This window comes from Pseudarthrobacter sp. N5, assembly GCF_050157035.1.
Lineage (GTDB): Bacteria > Actinomycetota > Actinomycetes > Actinomycetales > Micrococcaceae > Arthrobacter.
Genome location: NZ_CP189593.1, coordinates 24,460 through 45,685, shown reverse-complemented (window position 1 = coordinate 45,685; position 21,226 = coordinate 24,460). Strand labels below are relative to the sequence as shown.

The following is a 21,226-nucleotide window of genomic DNA, read 5'->3' as shown; positions in this document are numbered from 1 at the left end:
ACCGAAGCACCTCCGGCTCCTCCCCAACAGGAAACCAAAGGACTCCCATGACACAGCCACAGCAGGACACTGCCCCAAAGCAGGCCTCTACCCAGAATCCGGCAATCTCGGACCACACCATTCCGGCGCACGCATATGCCTCGGAAGCAACCCTCCACGTCGAGGACGAGGGCTATCACAAGGGCCTCAAGCCCCGGCAGGTCCAGATGATCGCCATCGGCGGCGCGATCGGCACCGGGCTCTTTATGGGCGCAGGCGGCCGCCTGGCCACGGCCGGCCCCGCGCTCGTCATCAGTTACGCCGTGTGCGGATTCTTCGCGTTTATGATCCTCCGCGCGCTGGGCGAACTGGTGATGCACCGCCCGTCCTCGGGTTCGTTCGTCTCCTACGCCCGCGAGTTCTTCGGTGAGAAGGCCGCGTTCGTCACCGGCTGGCTGTACTGGCTGAACTGGGCGATGACGGCGATCGTGGACATCACCGCCGTCGCGCTTTACATGAACTTCTTCAAGAAATACTGGGCGCCCATCGCGGACGTGCCCCAGTGGACCTGGGCGCTGACAGCCCTGATCCTGGTACTCGGCCTGAACCTGATCTCCGTGAAGGTGTTCGGCGAACTCGAGTTCTGGTTCGCGCTTATCAAGGTGGTGGCACTGGCGACCTTCCTGCTGGTGGGCATCTACTTTGTCATTTTCGGCACGCCGGTGGACGGCCAGCAGGTGGGCTTCAGCCTGATCGCGGACAACGGCGGCGTGTTCCCCAACGGCCTGCTCCCCGCGATCGTGGTGATGCAGGGCGTGGTGTTCGCCTACGCCTCGATCGAACTGATCGGCACGGCGGCCGGCGAAACCGAAAACCCGGAAAAGATCATGCCCAAGGCCATTAACACGGTGATCGTCCGCATCGCGGTGTTCTACGTCGGCTCGCTGGTCCTGCTGTCCCTCCTGCTGCCGTACACCTCCTACAAGGCCGGCGAAAGCCCGTTCGTCACGTTCTTCGGATCCATCGGGGTGGAGGGCGTGGACGCCATCATGAACCTGGTGGTCCTCACCGCAGCGCTGTCCTCACTCAACGCCGGCCTCTACTCCACCGGCCGCATCATGCGTTCCATGTCCGTCACCGGCTCGGCCCCCAAGTTCGCAGCGCGCATGAACAAAGCAGGCGTACCCTACGGCGGCATCGCCCTCACCGCCGCCGTCGCCGTCCTGGGCGTGGTGCTGAACGCGCTGGTTCCGGCCGAAGCGTTCGAGATCGTCCTTAACATCGCCTCCCTGGGCATCATCAGCACCTGGGCTGTGATTGTTTTGTGCCAGATGCAGCTGGCAAAGCTGGCCAGGCGGGGCGAACTGCTGCGACCCGCATTCCGGATGCCCGGCGCCCCGGTCACCGGCTGGATCACGCTGGCCTTCCTCCTGACGGTGCTGGTCCTGATGGCCTTCGACTCCCCGGTGGGCACCTGGACCATCGCCTCTCTGGTGGTCATCATCCCGCTGCTGATGCTCGGCTGGCGCCTCTGCCGCGACCGCGTGATGGAACTCGCCGCGGTCCGCGACGGCTTCACCGGCCCCTACCCGCTGGTGGCTAACCGGCCGGCACCGGGCGCCGCGAAGGACAGGAGCTAACCACGCTTTCAGGCGTGCGCTGATTCAGCGCACGCCCTGACCGGCACATATTGAACGCACGACGGCGGCCCTGCAGGTTCAGTTTTCTCTGAAACCCGCAGGGCCGCCTTAATGCAACGCCTCCGCAACCCCCGGGACGGCCGGTTCGCATATGCTCAGCAGAGTTCACGCCGGCTCAACGACGACCCACCCGGGAGACAACTCATGACCTGGCGGATCAGGGATTGAGCCGGGGTTTGACGCCGTGGGTTGACGCTGTGTGCCGAGCCTATGCGATCTTGCCCCGGGAGGGAGTTGCAGGTGCGTTGCGTTACGGGCTGGTTGCGTTAGGGGAGTTGGTGCCGAACGGACGGCTCGAGTTCGACGCCGGCGTCTCCTGCCTGTCCGAACCGGGCATCGATCTGGACGACAGTTCTTCCTGCGCGCTGCAGGAGGCTGGCCGCGACTCCCGCGCGGTATCCAGAGGCGCAGTGAACCCAGATTTTGCCTTCGGGAAGCTCACTCATGCGTGCCAGCAGGTTATGCAACGGCACGTTGACGGCGCCGGCCAGATGGGAAGCCGCGAATTCGTCCGCGCGGCGCACATCCAGCACAGTGTCTTCCATCTGCTTCTCCCGGACCATCGTGGCCCAATCTGTGCGCGGATAGGAGGCGACGGGGGCGTCCGGAGCCAGGGCATGCGGCCCGGTTCCGAAGGCGGCATCGGGGCTGTCGATGCTGATGCGCGAAAGGTCCCGGATAGCGTTCCCCACGTCTTCTTTGGTTCCCACGAGTGTCAGTTTTTCTCCCCACGGCAGCACCCAGCCGAGGTACGAGGTGAAGCTCGAGCCGCTCCCGTATTCGAAACTGACGCTGCCGCGCAGATGGCCGCTGGCGAAGGCGACGCGGCCGCGCAGATCCACTACCCACTCGCCGTCGCCCAGGCGGCGGGTGAGCTCGCCGGCGTCGAGCGATTCGGGGAGGGTCAGGTTCGCTGGCGCGGGGCCCGTCATGTTGATCGGGGCCATGTGGGCATAGTAGGAGGGGTAGGCCGAAAGGTTTGCCATGAGCTCTGACACGAAGTGCTCAGGATCGGGATCCATGAGCGCATGGTTGCTTGTGAGCTGCTCGCCGATGGTCGAAGCGCTGGCACCCGTTGCCGGCCCGATGGAGCAGAATGAACCGAAACCGTGGGTGGGGAACAGTGCAGCTCCGGGGCCGGACTCGCTCGCCAGCCGGCGAACGGAGGAGTACTGGTCATGGGCCAGGTTCGCCGTGTCCGCCGGGCCCAGCAGATCGGTGCGCCCCACCGAGCCGTAGAGCAGGCTTCCGCCGGAAAAAACCGCCACCTGCGGCCCGTCACGGACGATGTAGGAGAGGTGGGTGTGCGTGTGTCCGGGGGTCGCCACTGCCTTCAGCGAGAACCCGCCGATCTGCACCACCTGACCGTCGGTGATGGACTGCCGCTCAAACTGCACGGGGTCTGCTGAATTGACCAGATACCTTGCGCCATGGGCCTGTGCCAGAATCAGCCCGCCGGTGACGTAGTCGTTGTGAAGATGGGTTTCGGCAACGTGCGTTATCCTCACGCCTGCCTTGCGTGCGGCTTCGTCCACCCGGTCGGTGTCACGCTGGGGGTCGATGACGATCCCTACGTCGCCGTCATGCACCAGATAGCTGCGGTCCCCCAACTGGGGGGTGTCGATGACAACAACTTCCATGGCTCCCCGTCCCTCGACATTCCAAGGCAGCGCCGGCTGAGCCCTCCGCCATGCCCTGGATGTCTCAATCCTAGGCCGTTCGCGCGGATCGGGGTGCTCCTTGCTGCCCGAAATTTCCTTGGGGCCGGTGCCAGGCCTGGGGTGCGGAACGTTCGTGCCGGTTTCCCCCTATGCGGCGGCCATTTCCCGTGCTTACAATAGATCCCACTGCTAAACGGCACGAACGTGCCTATCTCGGGAGGTTCCTATGCCGGAATCATTTGTACAGCAGCTGGCCTCGGAGGTCCGGGCCCGCCGCGCGGTCTTGCGACTCACCCAGCAGGACCTAGCGGCCATGGCCGGGGTTTCCGAACGCTTCGTCCGCTTTGTGGAGCAGGGCAAACGCAGCGTACAGCTGGATTCACTGCTGGCACTGCTGGATACGCTCGGCCTCGAACTGCAGCTGGCCAGGCGCTCCAGCGAGGCAGCACGCGCACTCGGCGGCGCCCTCACGCTTGGCGGAGCCCCCGCCCCCGACGGCGGTACTCCGGACCGTGAGCCGTGAGGCACCGGGTCGCGGATGTCTACAAGAGGGGGGTCCTGGCCGCGCGTCTGGAACGGCACAGCGGCGGCACCCGGTTCAGCTATCTGCCGGCCTACCTCGAGGCGGGGCGTCCCGCCGTCGCGAGTTCACTGCCGCTGACCGGTGAGCCGGTGCTGTCCGCCGCTGGTGCCGCGCCGCCATACTTCACCGGGCTGCTGCCTGAGGGCCGCCGGCTGAACGCGCTGCGCCGGTCCATCAAGACCAGCGCCGACGACGACCTCTCGCTCCTCATCGCCGCGGGCGGGAATCCGGTGGGGGACGTGCAGATCGTGGGGCACGGCGAACCGCTCGACCCGGACGAACACGCCGTGGAGGTGGATCCTCGCAATCCTGTGGATTTCGATGAACTGCTGGGCGACTCCGGGCTGATCGATCCGGTGGCGCTCGCGGGTGTGCAGGACAAATTGTCCGCCGGGATGATTTCCATGCCGGTGGCCAGCGCCGGCAAGCGGTTCATTCTTAAGCTCAATGCGCCCGAGTTCCCGCACGTGGTGGAGAACGAGTTTGTGATGTTCCGGTATGCGGCAAAGCTCCGGATTCCGCTGAGCAGGGTGCAGCTGATGCGCGATGTCGCGGGCCGGCCGGGCCTGCTGGTGGAGCGTTTTGACCGGATTCCGGTTGCCGGCCTGAATGCCCCAAGGGCCACGCCGGATGCGGTTCAGCGGCTCGCGGTCGAGGACGCTGCGCAGGTGCTGAGGCTGTATCCGGCGGACAAGTACAACGTGGGGTATGGGCAGGTCTGCGGGGCACTCGCGCAGTACTGTGCGGCGCCGCTTCCGGCGCTGCGGAACCTGGCCATCCAGGCGGCGTTCGCGTGGTTGAGCGGCAACGGCGATCTGCACGCCAAGAACGTGTCGATGGTCCAGCAGCCGTCCGGGGAGTGGTCCATCGCGCCGGTCTACGACATCCCCTCCACAGTGGTGTACGGGGACAAGACGCTGGCTCTGACCATCGGCGGGAAGCGGAACGGCATCTCGCGGAAGCACTTCCTGGGGTGGGCTGACGGGCTCGGACTGACGGAGCGCGCCGCGGTGCAGGTGCTGGAACTGGCGCTGACGGCGGCCGGGCCGCTGATTGCGGATCTGGAGGCGGGAACTGCTTTCGCATTAACGCATACCGCTTCCACGAACGACGGCGGCGGATCGCCCTTCCCGGATATGGTCACCAGGGCGTGGGTCAAGGAGTTGAAGCACCGGCGGCGGCTGCTGGAGGGGTGAGCCTCCGCGAAACGTGCGCCGGAAGCGGCGGGGGGAAACGGCGTCGGGCATTCCCTTGAAGCAGCGGAACTATTGGTGCTGGTGAAGCAGTGGAACTAGAGGTGCTGGATACCGGCGCGCTGCATGGCGTCTTTGTAGACGTCCACGCTCTTGCTGAGCAGTTCTTCTTGCTTGTTCGCTGAGACTGCGAAGGCGCGGCCGCCGAGGGCGCTGGCCTTGTAGATCTTGATGCCGTGGTTCTTCAGCGAGGAGTGGTAGGTCTTCTCGAAGAGCGTGAGGAACGCGGCGGCGTCGGTGCCGTGGGCGATTACTGCGGAGACGCGCCGGTTGATCTTCAGGAACTGCCGGAAGGGCCGCAGGCCGTCGGTCTTTTCCTGGACGTTGAGGGCTGAGGGCAGTTCCGGATCGCGCACCCAGGGGTAGGCGTTCCATGGCATCACGTACCGGGGGTCGAGTTCCGCGAGCTCGTAAATGGAGGTGGCGCGGCGGGCGGCTTCGTCGTCGTTGTTGTGGGATACAAAGCCGGATTCGGTGCCCTTGCCGGGGCTTACCTGAAGGCTGATGATCCGGCACTCGTCTTCGTCATGGACGGGGTCGATGTACGGGACGGTGGATCCTGGCTTCTTCTCCATCAGTTCGTCGCAAAGCTGCGTGACTGCAGCGATGTTCGGTTCCTGTAGCAGAGCTTTCTTTTCGTCCCAGTCAATCGTCACGATGTCTCCCTCAGCAGCACGGCGTCCAGAATCAGGCGTCTTGTTCTACTCTACGCGTTTGGGTGGGTGGGTGCGCGGGGGAGTTGATCAGATGCCGACCATCGGCGCAGCCTTCGGTGCCAGGTTCATCGTGGCAGGGCCCTGGACGACTGTGCCAGCGGCGGCGAACCGCGAGCCGTGGCAGGGGAGAGGGGATCCGGCGTAGTTTTCGCGGCCAGTAAACTGCTCCAGACCACATCATGTGTCTCCCGGCCCAAGGAACAGCTATGCACCTCGACAAAAAGACGCTCACCCAGGACGGGTTCACCGGATTCAGATCCTTCGCCGCCCTCGAAATCATGCGCGTCCCGCAGGCCCCTGGGATTTTTGCTGTGCTGAAGCCGGAAGGCTTCGAGCCGCGGTACCTGTCAAAAAGCACAGCGGGCACGTTCAAGAAGAAGGATCCCTCGCTCACGGAAGCCGCCCTGGCCGCGGAGTGGGTGGCGGACGCGGACATCCTGTACGTAGGCAAGGCCAGCGCGGGAAGCAAAGGCAACCGTGGGCTTCGCAAGCAGGTTCAGGAGTTTGTGGACTTCGGCAGGGGAAGGCCAGTGGTTCACTGGGACGGACGGCTGCTCTGGCAGCTGGCTGACTCGCAGTCGTTGGTGGTCGCCTGGAAAGAACTACCCCCAGCCGAGGTCAACGCGGCCGAGTCCAGCTACCACGCAGAGTTCCGCAGGATTTACGGCCGGCTGCCGTTCGCCAACCTGGTCCAGGCCCGCGCCAGCGGAGGCTAGCTGACGGCTCCGTTTCCCTCCCGTAAAACCGTTGACAGTCCCAGCCTGTGGAGACAAAACTACGGGTGGCAGCGGCGCTCTAGCCACATCAATTCAGGTCTCCATCCGGGATTGCGCTCGAAAGATTAAGAAATGAAACTCACGGTCAATGCCGCGCCTGGCACAGGCCACCGGGCGGAGGTTCGGGCTCCTGCGACCCGCCCTGTACGGCCCGGCCACCGGGGCCGCGACGCCTGGCTTCCACGACATCACCACCGGCAACAACGGAAGCTACCCCGCCAGTCAGGGTTGGGACGCCTGCACCGGCCTCGGCACCCCCGACGGGGCGGCTCTGTTGAACCATCTCCGGTCCTAGCACGAGCGCACCCCTGTCCAGGGCAATCCAAAACACTGTTACTCGTACCTGCACAGACGGAGAGAGATCCGGAACGGGGCCGTTGAATCCAAGGTGCGGCGTAAGCTACTAACGTGACAGCGCATTCCCGGCCGCCAGTTCCGGATCGTCTCCCTGCCTCCGCGCCCCCGGATGACGGCCCGGAGCGTAGCGGATCTCTCGACGCCAAACGGGGCCGAAGAGAAGGGGCCCGTGGCTGGGCTCGGTATGCGGCTCTTGGCTCGGCCGCCCTGATCATCATGGCGACCTGCGGAGCAGATGCGCGGGCCGACTTCAGGGTGCCAGAGGCCGGACCGAGCCCCGCACCCGTGACACCCGCACCGGTGACACGTGCACCCGTGGCCGGATCGCTCCCCAATGCCTACCCCATGTACCTGGCAACCGCTTCGGGCCCGCCGGCAACAGCGTCCTGGACGTATATTGACGGCCTCCCGCAGCTCAACTCGCAGCTGGACTCCTGGCTCTTGGGTGTCCTGGACGCCAAGGCGGCATCGACTGGACGCCGGTACCGGCCCGAAATGGCCCTGAGCGCCGGGCCGGCATCGCTCTCCGGTCCAGGAACAACGCTGACTGGCCAGGCAATCAAGGCCGCGGGGTCATTCATTGTGTACCGCGAAAGTGAAAAGGACACCTCTGCAGACGGCACATCCACCGTGATGTCCCGGACCTTCTTCGCCGATACCGGGACGGGACAGATCACCCCTGCGGCAGACCTGCTGCGCCCCGATGCTGTTCCCGGCATCAACGCCCGCGCCGCCGATGAACTGCACCCAGATCAGCGGGCCACCGCGGCACCCGCGGTTTCGGCCATGGCGGACCTAGTGATTGACGGAGACGGAACCTTGGAAGTCTCCGTACCTTCGGCGCAGGGGAAGGGAGACGGGACGGTGGTCCGCATCGGACCGGAGGAAGCCGAGGCAGCCTTGAGTGACGTCGGCCGCCGGGTGCTGAGCCAGATCCGCTCCGATGCGCCGTTTTCTGCTCCCGCCCCCACGCCTCAAGGGTTGCGGCACATCAACTGCGATCTTGTACCCTGTGCGGCGTTGACCTACGACGACGGGCCCGATGCCAAAAACACGCCGCAGCTGCTGGCGATCCTGAAAGAAAAGAGCACGTTGGCAACGTTCTTCATGTTGGGCAACAACGCTGCTGCCAACCCCGGGGTGGCCCGCCAAGTCACCGACGCCGGCCACATCGCAGGCAACCACACCTACAGCCACCCGTACCTCACCAAACTTTCCGCCGCCGGGATCAAGAGCGAGATGGACCGGGCAAGCGCGGCAATCAAGGCCGCCACCGGTGCCGTCCCGACGATCATGCGGCCTCCCTACGGGGCAGCCAACGCGACGGTGCAAGGAGTGGTGGGCATGCCACTCATCCTGTGGGCAGTCGATTCCCAGGACTGGCTCAGCCTGAACCCGGACGTGTTCGTGCCCAAGGTGCTCAAAGAGCTGAAACCCGGCGCCGTGGTGTTGATGCACGACACCCATGCCGCCACGCTCTCCGGCCAGGCTGGGCTGATCACCGCCCTTCAGGCGGACGGCTACCATCTGGTCACGGTACCCCAGCTCTTCGAGGGCCAGGCCCTGACAGCCGGCCAGGTCTACAGGGGCCGGTCCGAACGGCAATAAACGGTCAGCCTCGGCTGAACGCCGCCGCTAATCCTCGCCCCGCAGCCGCTCCATCTCGCGGCGGTCCTTCTTGGTGGGCCGGCCCGCACCGCGGTCGCGCTGGGGCAGTCCCAGCGCCGGGGCGGCAGGACGCTCGGGAGTGTGATCAGTGAAGCAGTGGGACGCGGCCTCGGCTCCCACCCGCTTGGCGATCAGCCTGCGCACCTCCAGGATGCGTTCGAAGCCCGGCTGGCGCACACGCACGGTGTCGCCGGGAACCACGGTCTGCGAAGCCTTGACCGGATTGCCGTTGACACGCACGTGGCCCGCCCGGCAGGCCGCAGTGGCCGCGGAGCGTGTCTTGTAGGCGCGGATGGCCCAAAGCCACGCGTCAATGCGGACGGTGGCACGGGAGGAAGGAATGCTGGTCATGGCTGCGACCGAGTATAGCCGTGGCGTCCGAAGCTATTGCCAGCCACGCATCACAAGAACATAGTGGAGGGAACCACCAGAAGCTCCGCGACGGGAGGCCGGCAATGTTGCTGCAAGGCAAGACCGCTCTGATCTACGGTGCTGGCGGACCTGTCGGTGGTGCCGTCGCCAGGGCGTTCGCGGAAGAAGGTGCCACCGTGTACCTCGCCGGCCGCACCGAATCCAGGCTGGACAAAGTGGCCCGGGACATCCGTGAGGCAGGCGGAACTGCCGAGACCGCCGTCGTCGATGCCCTCGATGAGTCGCAGGTGGATGCCTTCGTGGACCGTGTAGCCAAAAAATCGAAGCGGATCGATATCTCCTTCAACCTGATCTCCTACGGTGACGTCCAGCAGCCGCTTATGGAGATCTCCGCCGAGGACTTCGCCCAGCCCATCACGGCCGCCACCCGTACCCACTTCCTCACGACGCGTGCCGCGGCGAGGCACATGATCAAACAGCGCTCCGGCGTGGTGCTGATGTTCGGCGGCTCCGGACCGCAGACCCTTGAAGGTCTCGGCGGTTTCAAAGTGGCGCTGGATGCGATGGAAGGGCTGCGCCGGCAGTGGGCCCTGGAGCTCGGCAAGCACGGCATCCGAGTGATCACCATGGTCACCGGCGGGATCGTGGAAACCATTCCCTGGCAGATGGAAGGGCGTGAGGAAATTGTGAAGGAGATCAGCGAGACGGCCCACCTCAACCGGACCGCAACCCTGGAGGATGTGGGCAACGTGGCGGCGTTCATCGCCTCGGACAAAGCAGGCTCCGTGACAGACGCCACCGTGAATATTTCCAGCGGCGGAATTGTGGACTACTGAGGCTCGGTTTTCTGGCCGGAACCGCGCTCGCCGATCAGCTGCCGGAGCTCCTGGAGTATTTCCAGCTGCTGGTTGTTGACAGTGGTGAGCCGCGCGATTTCAGCCTCGGCCCGCACATCGGTGTCGTAGTCATGCTGGGCCATTGCGGCCGCGATGCCGTCCTGGCGTTTGGCGGCAATAAGCAGGATGGCGCCCTGCAGGCCGGCCAGCATGGACAGGAAGAGGTTCAGGAGGATGTACGGATAGGGATCCCAACCTCCGGAGCCGAGGACCAGGGAATTCAACAGCGCCCACACAATCATGAACCCGATGAAGCTTCCCACGAACTGCCAGCTGCCCATGCCGTTCCGCATGAGGTCCGCGGCCCGCTGACCTCGGCTGAGTCCGGCCTTGTGCTGGTCGTGCCAGGTGCTTTTATGTTGGCTCATGTGCCCAGCGTAAGCGGAAATTCCCACCGTCCGCACCGGTATCAGCCAGTACAGGCTGGAGCGAGCGGCGGGATCGTGGACCACTGAGCGCAGGGGTCAGCTATTCAACACTCACCCGTACCCGCTGTACCGCGTTGTTGCCCATGCCCTGATAGTTCCAGTTTTGTTCCAACGGCTGTACGGCCCCGGTTGAATCGGTGGCCCGGCACGCCAGCTCGTGCTCGCCAGGATCCGCCACCCAGGGTAGGGTCCAAGCCCGCCATGTGTGTGCACCGGCAGGTTGGTCCAGATGGGCCGCAACCCACTCGCCGTCGATGCCCACTTCCACCTGTTCCACTCCGCCCTCACCAGACCAGGCCCGGCCCCGCAACATGACAGGCCCGGGAGGCAGTATCCGCCGGCGCGTGAAGAAGTCCGGGATTCCCGGCGGAACCATCAGCGAACGTACCCTGATTCGCGTAACCGGCGTGCCGGCGTCGTCCGCATCCTTCTGATAGCGGTACCCGCTCGACTGCTGGAAGCCATCGAAAGGCCGGGTGACCACTTCGATCGACTGCAGCCACTTGACGCTGGCCATCCCGTACCAGCCGGGGACCACCAGCCGCAGTGGATAGCCGTGCTGCGGAGGCAGCGGGTTGCCGTTCATTCGATATGCGAGTACGACGTCGGGGCGCATCGCCTCGGCGAGCGGCAGGCTCCGTGCATACCGCTGCCGGACGCCACTCTGGATTCCTTCGTCGATGCCGGTGAAGACCACCTCCAGGGCAGCGGGGTCCACACCTGCCTCCGTCAGCAGGTACGCCAGCGGCACACCGGACCATTCGGCTGTCCCTACGGCCTCCAGCGTCCACGGCTGGCTCAACGGGCGGGGCAGGAGCAGCGACCGCCCGTTGCCGGCACACTCCATGGTCACTGGAACGCTGATCCTTGGGCGGGTGCGGAGGGCCATCCCGCCCAGTTCCAAGGGTCGCTGCACCGCCCCACCGATCTTCAGTACCCAGGTGTCGGCGTCGACGTGCGGGATGTCAAAGTGCGTCAACAGGTAGTGCAGGCCCGGCGGGGTGATGTCGTGCAGCAGGGCCTCCAGCGGCATCGAATGGTTCCTGGCGGCAAGCTGCAGCTCCTCCGCCGTCAGGGGTCCGGTGGTGGGCTCCCCTGAATGCGGCGTTGGCATCACGCCGGGCATCACGCCGGGCTTCACGGTCTTACGGCGTCGGGATACTTTGTTCGTCATGGCTCTGCGATTCTGCTCGTCTGTTTGCTCCTGAGCACAGGTCTACGCCGCACGCTCCGGCGCGTCAACAGGGCGTCGAAAAGAAGCCGCCCTACAGCCGCGCCTTCGCCACGAACTCCTCAAGCCCCAGCGGCTCCCGTCCCGTCAGGCCATGCACATCAGGTGAAAGCCCGGCCATTTCACCGGCGGCCATGGCCATGTACGTGCTCACCCAAGCATCAAGCTGCCACTGAGGCGCGCCGTAGGAGGCACGTGAGGCATAGGCCTCCTCCAGCGTTTCAGGCTGGTACGAAATGGTCCGCCCGGTGGACTCCGTCAGCAGCTCGGCGCCGCGGGCCAGAGTGATTTCCTCCGGGCCTGTGAGGTTGTACGTGGCTCCGGTATGGACGTCCGGATCCCGCAGCACGGCCACGGCGCACCGGGCAATGTCCTCCCGCGCCACGGCGGATACCACGCCATCGCCGGCAGGGCCGCGGATCACGCCGTCCTCGCCCGCCAGGAGCGGCAGGAAATCCAGGTAGAAGTTGTCCCGCAGGAAGGTGAACTCCATGCCGGAGGACCTGATCCGTTCCTCCGTGGCAAAGTGGTCCCGGCCCGGAGTGAAAGTGCAATCCTGCGCTGCTCCGTAGAACGACGTGTACACTACATGCCGCACGCCTGCCGCGGCTGCTGCATCAACGAACGTGAAATGCTGCTGCAGCCTGTCCTCCGCCTCCGCCGCAGAGACCATGAACAGCGTCTTGGCACCCTCCAACGCCGCACGCGTCAGCACCGCGTCGCCGTAAGTGAACACCACGGGAACGGCTCCGTCCAGCGAAGGCGCCCGCCCGGCGTCGCGCACCAGCAGGCGCTGGGTCATCCCGGCGTCGGCAAGCTGGCGGGCCACCAGCCCGCCCAGGTTACCGGTGGAGCCTGTGACCGCAAGCTCTGGAAGCCCAGCCACCGGGGTCACGCTTCCCTGCTCGCCGGTGACTTGGTCTGCGCCGGATCGCGCTCGGCGAGCGAGCCGATGGCGGCGTCGATCTGGTTCATGATGCCTGGCTCGAGCACAACCCCGGCAGCGGCCACGTTCCCGGCCACCTGCTCCGGACGCGACGCCCCCATAATGGCCGACGCCACGTTCTTGTTCTGCAGAACCCAGGCGATGGCCAGCTGCGGCATGGTCAGCCCGGCCTCGTCCGCGATCGGCTTCAGCAGCTGCACGCCGCTCAGAACCTCGTCGGCCAGCCAGCGCTTGATGGTGTTGGCGCCGCCCTTCTCATCGGTGGCACGGCTGCCTTCCGGCGCCGGCCGGCCCGGCAGGTATTTCCCGCTCAGGACACCCTGCGCCATGGGCGACCACACGATCTGCGAAACGCCCAGTTCCTCCGACGCCGGCACCACCTCGGCCTCGATGACCCGCCACAGCATGGAGTACTGCGGCTGGTTGGAAATCAGCTGGAAGCCCAGTGCCTTGGCGAGTGCGTGTCCGTTCCTGAGCTGTTCCGCGGTCCACTCGCTGACGCCGATGTACAGCGCTTTGCCCTGCCGCACAACGTCGGCGAACGCCTGCATTGTCTCTTCCAGCGGCGTCTGAAAGTCATAGCGGTGCGCCTGGTAGAGGTCCACGTAGTCTGTCTGCAGCCGGGTCAGCGAGCCGTCGATCGACTCCAGGATGTGCTTGCGGGAAAGCCCGACGTCGTTATGGCCTTTGGGGCCCGTGGGGCCGAATACTTTGGTAAAGATTTCCAGCGACTGGCGCCGCTCGCCTTTCAGCGCTTCGCCCAGGACAGTTTCCGCGGCGGTGTTGGCGTAGACATCCGCGGTGTCAAAGGTGCTGATCCCGGCGTCGAGCGCTGCCCGCACACAGCGGGCGGCGACGTCGTTCTCCACCTGTGAGCCGTGCGTCAGCCAGTTGCCGAACGTGATTTCCGAGATCTTGAGGCCGCTGTTTCCGAGGTATCTGAATTCCATGGCATTTACGCTATCGGAGTTACCTGCTCAGGGTAAGGGCTTTCCGGGCAGACTTCCCGCAAGGCCGTGCTGACTAGCGGCGCCGCAATTCCGCATACTCCAGCGAGGGCACCACACCCCCCGGCATCGCGTTCCACAAAATTTGTGCCCGGCGAAACCAGTTCGTCGATGGCGTCCAGCACGGACTCGTCCAGTACCGTGCCGGCTGCCGCAAGATAGGCATGGAGGTGTGCTTCGCTGCGCGGGCCCACAATCACGCTGCTGACGGCCGGGTGATTGAGGGCAAACCCCAGGGACAGCTCCACGAGCGAGACCTCCAGCTTGTCCGCCAGCCGCGCAAGGGAATCGGCGGCGAGGAGTTTGCGTTCACTGGCGGGGTCCGAAATGTCATAGCGGTCGGGCAGCGAATGCACCCTGGTGGGCGCCCTGCCAGCGTCCAGGACGAAGTCACCGGACAGCCAACCTCCGGCCAGCGGACCGTAGGCCAGCACCCCGAGGCAGTACTGCTGCGCAATGGGCAGCACATCGCGCTCGTTCCCGCGCACCAGCATGGAATACGGGACCAGGTTGGCTACCGGCGGAATCAGATGGTTGGTGGTGGCCAGCCACTGCGCCTCCACCAGTTGCGCCGGGGTGAATACCGAGGTGCCGTAATACAGGATTTTGCCCTGCCGGATGAGGTCATTCAGGGCTGTGATGGTTTCCAGCACATCGGTGTTGTAGTCCGGCCGGTGTGCCTGATAGAGGTCAATCCGGTCCGTCTGCAGGCGACGCAGGCTGCCCTCGACGGCCTGCATGATCCAACGGCGGGAGTTGCCAGAATGTGCGGGGTTGGCACTCATCTGGCCATGGAACTTGGTGGCGATGAAGACATCGTCCCGCCGGCCTTGGAGGGAACGGCCCAGCACCTGTTCGGATTCGCCCTGCGAGTAGACGTCGGCGGAATCCACTGCGGTGATGCCGGCGTCGAGGGCAGCTCCGATGATGCGGGTGCTTTCGCCGGCACTGGTGGGAGCCCCGTTTTCGCCGAAATTCATGGTGCCCAACGTGAGCGGACTGATCAAGGTGCCGGTCCGCCCGAACACCCGTAACTCGCTGAGGCTCATCCCCGGTGTCATCGCCTTCGCTTCCCCACGCTGAGTGCTGTGGATCGTCACGAGGCTACACAAAATCCTTGTGGGCCGGCGGTTTTCCGAAGCAGTCCTTCGCTTTTCGTAGCACGGCATCATCAGGCAGGACCGGTGACGTTTTGTGAAGACCGGGCGGAGGGTGCGGTCAGTGCCGTTCGGCGGGCAGCTTGCCCTTGAGTCCCGGAACGTGGCCGGACAGCGAGACCAGCGAGCCGGTATCCAGCATGGCAAGCGGCCCGGTCCGGACCGGCTTCCGGAATGAGCGCGGGACCGTGTCTGCCGCGTCGTTCTCCTGCAAGGCGCTTTCCTGCAAGTCGTTTTCCTGCAGTGCGGACTCCACCAGCGGTGCTACCTCCACAGTGTCCTTGGCCGGTCCGGCGGGGGCGGGCAGGTCTCGCAGGTACGTCCCGAGGTCCGGAGCGGCCGCCCGGGCCCGTGCCATGGCCCGGGCATCGGCCTTGGCCACCGCGGCGGCCCAGTCTTCGGCCAGCACCGGCGGCTGGCGCCGTACGGCGGTGACCAGCGGATGGTGCTCGACGGCGGCGCGGAGCCGCGGTTTGAGCCCGGCCGGACTCAGGATCTTGTTCCAGTCGCGGAGAACGCGGGAAACGAGGGGCGCCGTGGCGGCGCTAACCGGAGAGGCGGGCCGTTCCGCGGAAGGCGAGGGTTCGGCGGTGGAGGCGGCAGCACCGCCGTCGGACGTTCCTGCCTGATCGGGCGTGCCCGGAAGGTGGACCACCGCAATGGTCTCGTTCCTGGGCAGCCGGCCGAACAAGGCCATCACGATGATGGCCACGAGGCGACCCACGCCGGCGATCACCAAGGTTGCGGTGAAAACCAGGAACAGGCCAAAGAACATGAGGCACGCCACACCGACGGTCCCGAAAAATGTCAGGTTCAGGGCAATCGTCGTCGAATCTCCCATGTCACCTCTCCTTTTGGCCAGCTGTGAGGCACGCGCCCGCAATCGCCACAGGGCAATTCCCCCTCACCACCATACGGACTATTTTTCGCGCGCATGGCCGCATGGCAAGGCCTTTCGTAGGTTGTATCGAAGCCGTTATCTGATGTGACACGCTCACCTGCGCCTATAGTCGGAACAGGCGTCATTTACCGTCAGTGTCAACCAGCCAAGAGATGGCATGGCGTCTTAGCTGAATTGAGGACGTCATGGCCCAGCCGGAAGCTTTCGTCGGGAACTGCCCCTGCCTTTCCGGCGAGCAATATGCGGACTGCTGTGGGCGCTTCCACAGCGGCGCGGACGAGGCACCCACCGCCGAGCAGCTCATGCGTTCCCGTTACAGCGCCTTCGTTCTCCTGGACGCTCCGTACCTGCTGCGGACCTGGCACCCGGATACCCGGCCATCGGAACTTGAGCTGGATCCGGGCATGGAATGGCGGCGTCTGGACATCGTGTCCACGGGCCGCGGCGGCCCCTTGGACACCGAAGGCACGGTCGAATTCAAAGCCCACTTCACGCACGACGGCGACCGTGGCGTCCATCAGGAAACCAGCCGTTTCCGCCGGGTGGACCGCCGCTGGTACTACCTCGACGCCGTGCTGCTTCACCTGAGGTAGGCCGGGTTCTCAGCGGTCCTCGTATTCGGACGGCGTAAAGCCGGCCCGGTCCACCTTGCGGTGGAAGTGCATGCCGGCCATGCCGCCCAGAATGGCCCCGATCAATGCCACCACGGCCACGGCAATGGCCGCCAGAATTCCTGTGGTGGTCAACTGTCCCTCGTTGATAGGGATCCGCGGGAAGCTGTTGAGGTTTGCCAGGATGTTGAACCGCTGGCCGGCGATCAATCCCAGCAGCGCCAACACCACGGCGGCTATCAGGGCCCAGACCCACACCATCAAGCCCTGCCTGACGCCGTTGAACCTCGCCATCCGGCCAGCCACGTAGCCGCCGGAGTAGTACGACAAAAACAGGATCACGAGCAGCACAATGATGCCTACCATGCTAATCGTCTGGTCCGACGACGCCTGGTTGAGGGCGTCATTGACGTCAGTGTTTGTTGCCAGCCCCACGGCGGTGCCCGCGGCGGCCACAAACGCGGTGAGGAGTATGGCCATTCCGGTGGCCGCCAGCCAGCCGAAGAAAGCGGAACCCACCTTGATGCCGCCGAACTGCTCCTTCTCGCGAGCAAGCACCGTTTCCCGGGTGGCTGCGTTGGGATCAGCAGCTTGTGCCTCCGGTGCGTAGTCGCGTTCCGCGTAGGTCTCCTGCACGGGATAGGTTTCCTGCACCGGGGCGGCCTGATTGTTGCGCCCGTCCTCGGGGCCTGCTGTGCTGGTCATGAGAGAACTCGCTTTCATTGATCGAACCTGACCCGCATCAGGTCAGGCACTGCAATGCAGAGGCCCTGTTGTTTGCCTCGATCCAACTCAACCACGTTGCCCCGAGAGTAACAAGTATGCTTAGTACTACTGGTTTTCCGTGTCAGCGGTACCTCCGGTGCAGATTCTTCTTTGCGGATGCACCCGGGGCTGCGTCGGCGATCCACGGCCCGGTGCCTTCGGACTGGTCCAGGACACCTTCTTCCAGCCACCGGTAGTCGCCGGCGAGGACCTTGCTGGACAACTCGTGGTCGCCGTCGTCCGTATTTCTCCACAGCTGATCGAAGTACTCGTCCACCCTGACCCGCGCCTGCTCGCAGAAGGCCTCGGCGAGCTCATAGGCGGTGGCTCCGCGTTCCGGGGAAGTCCGCAGCAGCATCTCGGCGCGCGAGCAGCACGCCGCCATGGCAAACAGTTCCGCCCCGATGTCCACTATCCGGCCCAGGAAGGCCTGTTTGAACTCGAGCTTGGCCTGCCACCGGCCCATACCGTAGAAGGTCTGCCGGGCCAGCCGCCGCGAGGACCGCTCCACAAACCGCAGCTGCTTGGCCAGCCGGCCGAACTCACTGTAGGACCGCGGATCCATGCCAGCGCCTGCCACCAGCTTGGGCAGCCACCTCGCATAGAACCCCGAGGCCCCTACCGCGGCCTTGGCCTTGTCGGACAGGCTCGCGTCCGCTGAGGCCAGGTCCCCGGCAGCCGAGAGGTGGGCATCCACAGCCTCACGGGCGATCAGCAGTTTCATGATCTCGGACGAGCCCTCGAAGATTCGGTTGATCCGCAGATCGCGGAGCTGTTGCTCGGCAGGGACGGCGCGCTCGCCGCGGGCTTCCAGGGATTCCGCGGTTTCGAAGCCGCGGCCGCCGCGGATCTGCACCAGCTCATCCGCAATCTGGCAGCTGAGCTCGGTGGACCACAGCTTGGCCAGGGCCGCCTCGATCCGGACGTCCTTCTGCCCGGCATCGGCCATCTCAGCCGACAGTTCAAACACAGCGTCCAGGGCGAAGGCCGTGGCGGCAATGAAGGCGATCTTCTTGCCCACGGCCTCATGCTTGCCCACCGGCCGGCCCCACTGGGTGCGGGCGTTGGACCATTCGCGGGCAATCTTCAGGCTCCATCGCCCGGAAGCAACGCACAGTGCCGGCAGTGCCAGGCGCCCCGTGTTCAACGTAGTCAACGCGATTTTCAGGCCCTGGCCTTCGCGGCCCAGCCTGTTGGCCGCCGGCACACGCACCTGATGGAAACGTGTCACACCGTTTTCGATCCCGCGCAGGCCCATAAAGGCGTTGCGGTTCTCCACCGTGATGCCGGGGGAGTCCATCTCCACCACAAAGGCGCTGATGCCGCCCTTGCGGACCGTGCCGTCGGAATCGGTGTGTGCGGGAACCAGCGCCATAACCACCACGATCTCAGCGATCACGCCGTTGGTGGTCCAAAGTTTCACGCCGTCCAGAACATAAGTCTCGCCGTCGTCCGTGGGAACTGCCGTGGCGCCCATCCGGGCGGGATCGCTGCCCACATCAGGTTCGGTGAGGAGGAAGGCCGTGATGGCACCGGCGGCGCAGCGGGGAAGATACTCCTGCTTCTGCTCCGGAGTGCCAAACACCTTCACCGGTTCCGGAACGCCAATGGACTGGTGCGCGGACAGCAGCGCTCCGAGGCTCGGATGCACCGACCCGAGCAGGGCCAGCGCGCGGCCGTAGTAGACCAGTGACAGTCCCACCCCGCCATACTCCACGGGGATCTTCATGCCGAAAACGCCGAGGTCCGCGAGCCCTTTCAGGTACTCATCCGGGATCAGGGCATCGCGTTCAATAATCCGCCCGGACATGGTGCTGCAGTACTCGGTTAGGCTGGACATAAACGCTTCGCCGCTTTCCACGTCGTCCGGCTTGGCCGTTGGCCAGGGGTGGATCAGCGTCAGATCGAAATTCCCCAGATACAGGCCTTTGGCGAAGCTGGGCCGGTCCCAATCGGTCTCGCGGGCGGCCTCGGCAATGGCTCGGGCATCCTCTGCGGTGACCTCGGGGCCGATCTTTTCTGGAGCAACTGGACTGTCAGTGGCAGAGCTCACGGGGCATCTCCTCTAACCGGATGACCGGTTTGAGCCCTGGGTCCGCCTCGGGTGGGAACCCTTCAGCTATCCCTCAATGCTACCCGCGGGTAGGTTCCGGTGCTAGGGGCTGGCTGCCCCGGAAATTCACCCGGAAGCTCCACCCTGGATGCGTGGTGGACCAGCCGGTCCCAGCCGTGGTTTATGCCGTGGACCAGGCCAAGCAGCGTGCCTGCCACCACGGCACAGGCCAGCCTGCCGATGCCCACCAGGATGAGCGCAACGAAGGCCGCTGCAAAAACAAACAGGACGATCGACAAGGCGAACAGCAAGGTTCCTATGAACACCATGGTGGCCGTTTCCATCACGCTGATATCGAATTCCATGTTTCCCCCTGCGCCAATGCTCCGTTTGAATAAGTAGAACTGAGCGTAGGGTGCGGGCGGCGGCGTCAGCCAGAGAATGCAGGCGTGTTGGGGCTGTTGATACTGGATCGAAACGCTACCGGTGCGTAGGTCACGGAGTGATTGCGGCCGGCATGATGCAACGCGGGGTCAGATACGGCCCATCCGAGGGCGATCAGGGGGCCGTATCTGACCCCGCGTTACTTCAAAGGCGTCTGCGTTAACCTTGTAGTTGGCAGTTTTGGGATTTTCCACTGCTTTCGACGATCCGAGGCAGCCGAAGGAGAGTGTGTGTTCCGCTCCGCCCTGTCTTCGGCTGACGCCATCAGCGCCCGGCTCCGCGACCTCGAACTGCTGACCAAGGGGCCGGCCTGGGCCCTCACGCGGTCCGCACCCTGGGTGATCGCGGTGCTTCAGGCGTCCTTCACCCGTACCCGTCCGCAGCTTCCGCTGGAAGAGTTCCATGCCGACGTCGACGCCTTCCTTGAGCAGCTGCGTCGCCAGCTTCCCGGTTCGGTTGAAAACACGGGCGGAAACGAAAACACGGGAGAGAAGAAGAGCGCCTCGGCTAACGGAAAGGCGTACGCGGACGAGTGGACGCGCAAGCACTTCCTCACCCGCCGGAACCAGTCCGGCCAGATTGTCTACGAAGTCACCGAACCGGCAGCCCGCGTACTGGCGTTCCTGGACAGCCTCTCCAGCGAACGCTCCACCCTGAACGGTTCCCGGCTCGGAACCCTGCTGGGCGACGTCGAGAAGCTTGCTCATGAGACCAACCCGGACCAGAGCGCGCGGCTGGAGTCGCTGGAAGAGGAAATCGAGGAACGCCAGCAGCTGATGCAGGACATCAGTTCGGGGGACTTTGACGGGCTGCTTGATGACGACGAAGCTGTAGAAGCGGCTGGCAACATCCTTGACCTCGCCGCAAGCCTGCCTGCCGACTACAAGAAGATGCGCGACCGGATCGAGGAGCTGGTGGGTGAACTCCGCAACCAGATCATCGAGGAGTCTTTGAGTAAGGGTGCCACCATGGCCCAGGTGCTGGAGGCGGACAAGCGGTTGCGGCAGAGCCCGGAGGGCAGGACCTTCCGCTCGTTCACTGCGTTCCTTGAGGACCCGCAGCAGCAGATTCGGTTCCGCTCTGCCATCGGCGAAGTACTCAGCCGGCAGTTCGCGGACGATCTCGCTCCGGAGGAGCGCGAAACCCTGAAGAACCTGGTCGCTGAACTCCGGCAGCAGCACAGCCAGATCCAGCGCATCTACGGCAAGCTCAGCGAAAGCCTCAACACCTACGTCCAGAGCGACGATTTCCGCCAGTCCGTCCGGCTTCGTCACGTCCTGCGCGGAGCCGAACAGGCCATCCGTTCCCTGCCCTACGAGCGCGAACGGCCCGGCCTGGTCCGCGGCCCGGTGCTGTTCAACGCCGGCTTCGAATCCCTGTCAATGGTGAAGCTTTTCGATCCGGACGAGTTCGCCGCGCCGCCCAGGCTCGCGGACCCCATCGCCTTCAGCGACTCCGACCGCGTGCGCTCGCCGCGCACCGGCAAGGCTTCACCGGAACATATCCGTGCGGCTTTTGAGGGTGCATCGTCGCTCGCCGAGGCCTGGGGCCAGCTCCCCGACGGGGAACGCCACATCAACTCCATCCGCGCTCTGCTCTCGCACGCGCTTCACGACGGCGCCGGCTTCGACCGCGAAGCCTGGGACGCCATTGACTTCGACCAGATCGACGGCACCACCCGCACGGCCTACCTGCCGGTGGTCACGCTCAAGAAGGACTGAA

The 21,226-nt window shown here is 65.0% G+C and carries 21 protein-coding genes; 9 read left to right on the top strand and 12 right to left on the bottom strand.

Annotation, left to right across the window (positions count from 1 at the left end; translation table 11 throughout):
* The first annotated feature begins 47 nt into the window (after positions 1-47).
* The gene (locus ACQCST_RS00215; protein WP_426997383.1) at positions 48-1,619 is read left to right on the top strand and encodes an amino acid permease; all 1,572 of its coding nucleotides are present in this window, start codon (positions 48-50) and stop codon (positions 1,617-1,619) included.
* Positions 1,620-1,945: 326 nt separating this feature from the next.
* On the opposite strand, the gene ACQCST_RS00210 is transcribed toward ACQCST_RS00215, so the two are convergent.
* Positions 1,946-3,319: an MBL fold metallo-hydrolase gene (locus ACQCST_RS00210; RefSeq protein WP_426997382.1), complete on the bottom strand. Its 1,374-nt coding sequence runs from the start codon at positions 3,317-3,319 to the stop codon at positions 1,946-1,948.
* A 247-nt stretch (positions 3,320-3,566) separates the two neighbouring features.
* Between ACQCST_RS00210 and ACQCST_RS00205 the strand changes: the two genes are divergently transcribed.
* Together ACQCST_RS00205 and ACQCST_RS00200 are read left to right on the top strand one after the other, a co-directional pair.
* Positions 3,567-3,863 carry a type II toxin-antitoxin system Y4mF family antitoxin gene (locus tag ACQCST_RS00205; protein WP_426997381.1) on the top strand — a complete coding sequence of 99 codons (297 nt, stop codon included), beginning with the start codon at positions 3,567-3,569 and terminating at the stop codon, positions 3,861-3,863.
* Positions 3,860-5,119 (top strand): type II toxin-antitoxin system HipA family toxin, encoded by a 1,260-nt coding sequence (locus ACQCST_RS00200; protein WP_426997380.1) that lies wholly within the window; start codon positions 3,860-3,862, stop codon positions 5,117-5,119. The genes ACQCST_RS00205 and ACQCST_RS00200 overlap by 4 nt, the downstream gene beginning before the upstream one ends.
* A gap of 95 nt (positions 5,120-5,214) precedes the next feature.
* On the opposite strand, the gene ACQCST_RS00195 is transcribed toward ACQCST_RS00200, so the two are convergent.
* A complete protein-coding gene (locus ACQCST_RS00195) occupies positions 5,215-5,832 on the bottom strand; it encodes a uracil-DNA glycosylase (RefSeq protein ID WP_426997379.1) in 618 nt (205 codons plus the stop codon).
* A gap of 266 nt (positions 5,833-6,098) precedes the next feature.
* Between ACQCST_RS00195 and ACQCST_RS00190 the strand changes: the two genes are divergently transcribed.
* The 3 genes from ACQCST_RS00190 (at position 6,099) to ACQCST_RS00180 (ending at position 8,633) form a co-directional block, all read left to right on the top strand.
* Positions 6,099-6,608, top strand: a complete 510-nt coding sequence (locus tag ACQCST_RS00190) for a hypothetical protein (RefSeq protein WP_426997378.1) — start codon at positions 6,099-6,101, stop codon at positions 6,606-6,608.
* Positions 6,609-6,756: 148 nt separating this feature from the next.
* Entirely contained in the window at positions 6,757-6,963 is a 207-nt protein-coding gene (locus ACQCST_RS00185) for a hypothetical protein (protein WP_426997377.1), read from the top strand.
* A gap of 362 nt (positions 6,964-7,325) precedes the next feature.
* Positions 7,326-8,633, top strand: coding sequence for a polysaccharide deacetylase family protein (locus tag ACQCST_RS00180; protein WP_426997376.1), 1,308 nt, complete (start codon positions 7,326-7,328; stop codon positions 8,631-8,633).
* A 27-nt stretch (positions 8,634-8,660) separates the two neighbouring features.
* Here the strand turns inward: ACQCST_RS00180 and ACQCST_RS00175 are convergent, their stop codons facing one another.
* Positions 8,661-9,044 (bottom strand): RNA-binding S4 domain-containing protein, encoded by a 384-nt coding sequence (locus ACQCST_RS00175; protein ID WP_426997375.1) that lies wholly within the window; start codon positions 9,042-9,044, stop codon positions 8,661-8,663.
* Positions 9,045-9,148: 104 nt separating this feature from the next.
* On the opposite strand from ACQCST_RS00175, the gene ACQCST_RS00170 reads away from it, so the two are divergent.
* The gene (locus tag ACQCST_RS00170) at positions 9,149-9,901 is read left to right on the top strand and encodes an SDR family NAD(P)-dependent oxidoreductase (protein WP_426997374.1); all 753 of its coding nucleotides are present in this window, start codon (positions 9,149-9,151) and stop codon (positions 9,899-9,901) included.
* On the opposite strand, the gene ACQCST_RS00165 is transcribed toward ACQCST_RS00170, so the two are convergent.
* The 6 genes from ACQCST_RS00165 to ACQCST_RS00140 all read right to left on the bottom strand — a co-directional run bounded on the left by ACQCST_RS00165 (position 9,895) and on the right by ACQCST_RS00140 (position 15,571).
* Positions 9,895-10,329, bottom strand: coding sequence for a DUF1003 domain-containing protein (locus ACQCST_RS00165; RefSeq protein WP_426997373.1), 435 nt, complete (start codon positions 10,327-10,329; stop codon positions 9,895-9,897). The two genes, ACQCST_RS00170 and ACQCST_RS00165, sit on opposite strands and share 7 nt — an antisense overlap.
* 100 nt (positions 10,330-10,429) lie before the next feature.
* The gene (locus ACQCST_RS00160; protein ID WP_426999036.1) at positions 10,430-11,515 is read right to left on the bottom strand and encodes a sulfite oxidase; all 1,086 of its coding nucleotides are present in this window, start codon (positions 11,513-11,515) and stop codon (positions 10,430-10,432) included.
* 139 nt (positions 11,516-11,654) lie between these two features.
* Positions 11,655-12,506, bottom strand: coding sequence for an SDR family oxidoreductase (locus ACQCST_RS00155; RefSeq protein ID WP_426997372.1), 852 nt, complete (start codon positions 12,504-12,506; stop codon positions 11,655-11,657).
* Positions 12,507-12,511: 5 nt separating this feature from the next.
* Positions 12,512-13,516: an aldo/keto reductase family protein gene (locus ACQCST_RS00150; RefSeq protein ID WP_426997371.1), complete on the bottom strand. Its 1,005-nt coding sequence runs from the start codon at positions 13,514-13,516 to the stop codon at positions 12,512-12,514.
* Between the two features lie 5 nt (positions 13,517-13,521).
* Positions 13,522-14,622 (bottom strand): aldo/keto reductase, encoded by a 1,101-nt coding sequence (locus ACQCST_RS00145; protein ID WP_426997370.1) that lies wholly within the window; start codon positions 14,620-14,622, stop codon positions 13,522-13,524.
* A gap of 169 nt (positions 14,623-14,791) precedes the next feature.
* Positions 14,792-15,571, bottom strand: a complete 780-nt coding sequence (locus tag ACQCST_RS00140; protein WP_426997369.1) for a hypothetical protein — start codon at positions 15,569-15,571, stop codon at positions 14,792-14,794.
* Positions 15,572-15,816: 245 nt separating this feature from the next.
* On the opposite strand from ACQCST_RS00140, the gene ACQCST_RS00135 reads away from it, so the two are divergent.
* Positions 15,817-16,224, top strand: coding sequence for a YchJ family protein (locus ACQCST_RS00135; protein WP_426997368.1), 408 nt, complete (start codon positions 15,817-15,819; stop codon positions 16,222-16,224).
* 9 nt (positions 16,225-16,233) lie between these two features.
* Here the strand turns inward: ACQCST_RS00135 and ACQCST_RS00130 are convergent, their stop codons facing one another.
* From ACQCST_RS00130 to ACQCST_RS00120, 3 genes are all read right to left on the bottom strand, one after another.
* Positions 16,234-16,947 carry a hypothetical protein gene (locus tag ACQCST_RS00130; RefSeq protein ID WP_426997367.1) on the bottom strand — a complete coding sequence of 238 codons (714 nt, stop codon included), beginning with the start codon at positions 16,945-16,947 and terminating at the stop codon, positions 16,234-16,236.
* 142 nt (positions 16,948-17,089) lie between these two features.
* Positions 17,090-19,060, bottom strand: a complete 1,971-nt coding sequence (locus ACQCST_RS00125; RefSeq protein WP_426997366.1) for an acyl-CoA dehydrogenase family protein — start codon at positions 19,058-19,060, stop codon at positions 17,090-17,092.
* Between the two features lie 62 nt (positions 19,061-19,122).
* Positions 19,123-19,425 carry a hypothetical protein gene (locus tag ACQCST_RS00120; RefSeq protein WP_426997365.1) on the bottom strand — a complete coding sequence of 101 codons (303 nt, stop codon included), beginning with the start codon at positions 19,423-19,425 and terminating at the stop codon, positions 19,123-19,125.
* A 309-nt stretch (positions 19,426-19,734) separates the two neighbouring features.
* On the opposite strand from ACQCST_RS00120, the gene ACQCST_RS00115 reads away from it, so the two are divergent.
* Positions 19,735-21,225: a DUF3375 family protein gene (locus ACQCST_RS00115; protein WP_426997364.1), complete on the top strand. Its 1,491-nt coding sequence runs from the start codon at positions 19,735-19,737 to the stop codon at positions 21,223-21,225.
* Position 21,226 lies beyond the last annotated feature (1 nt).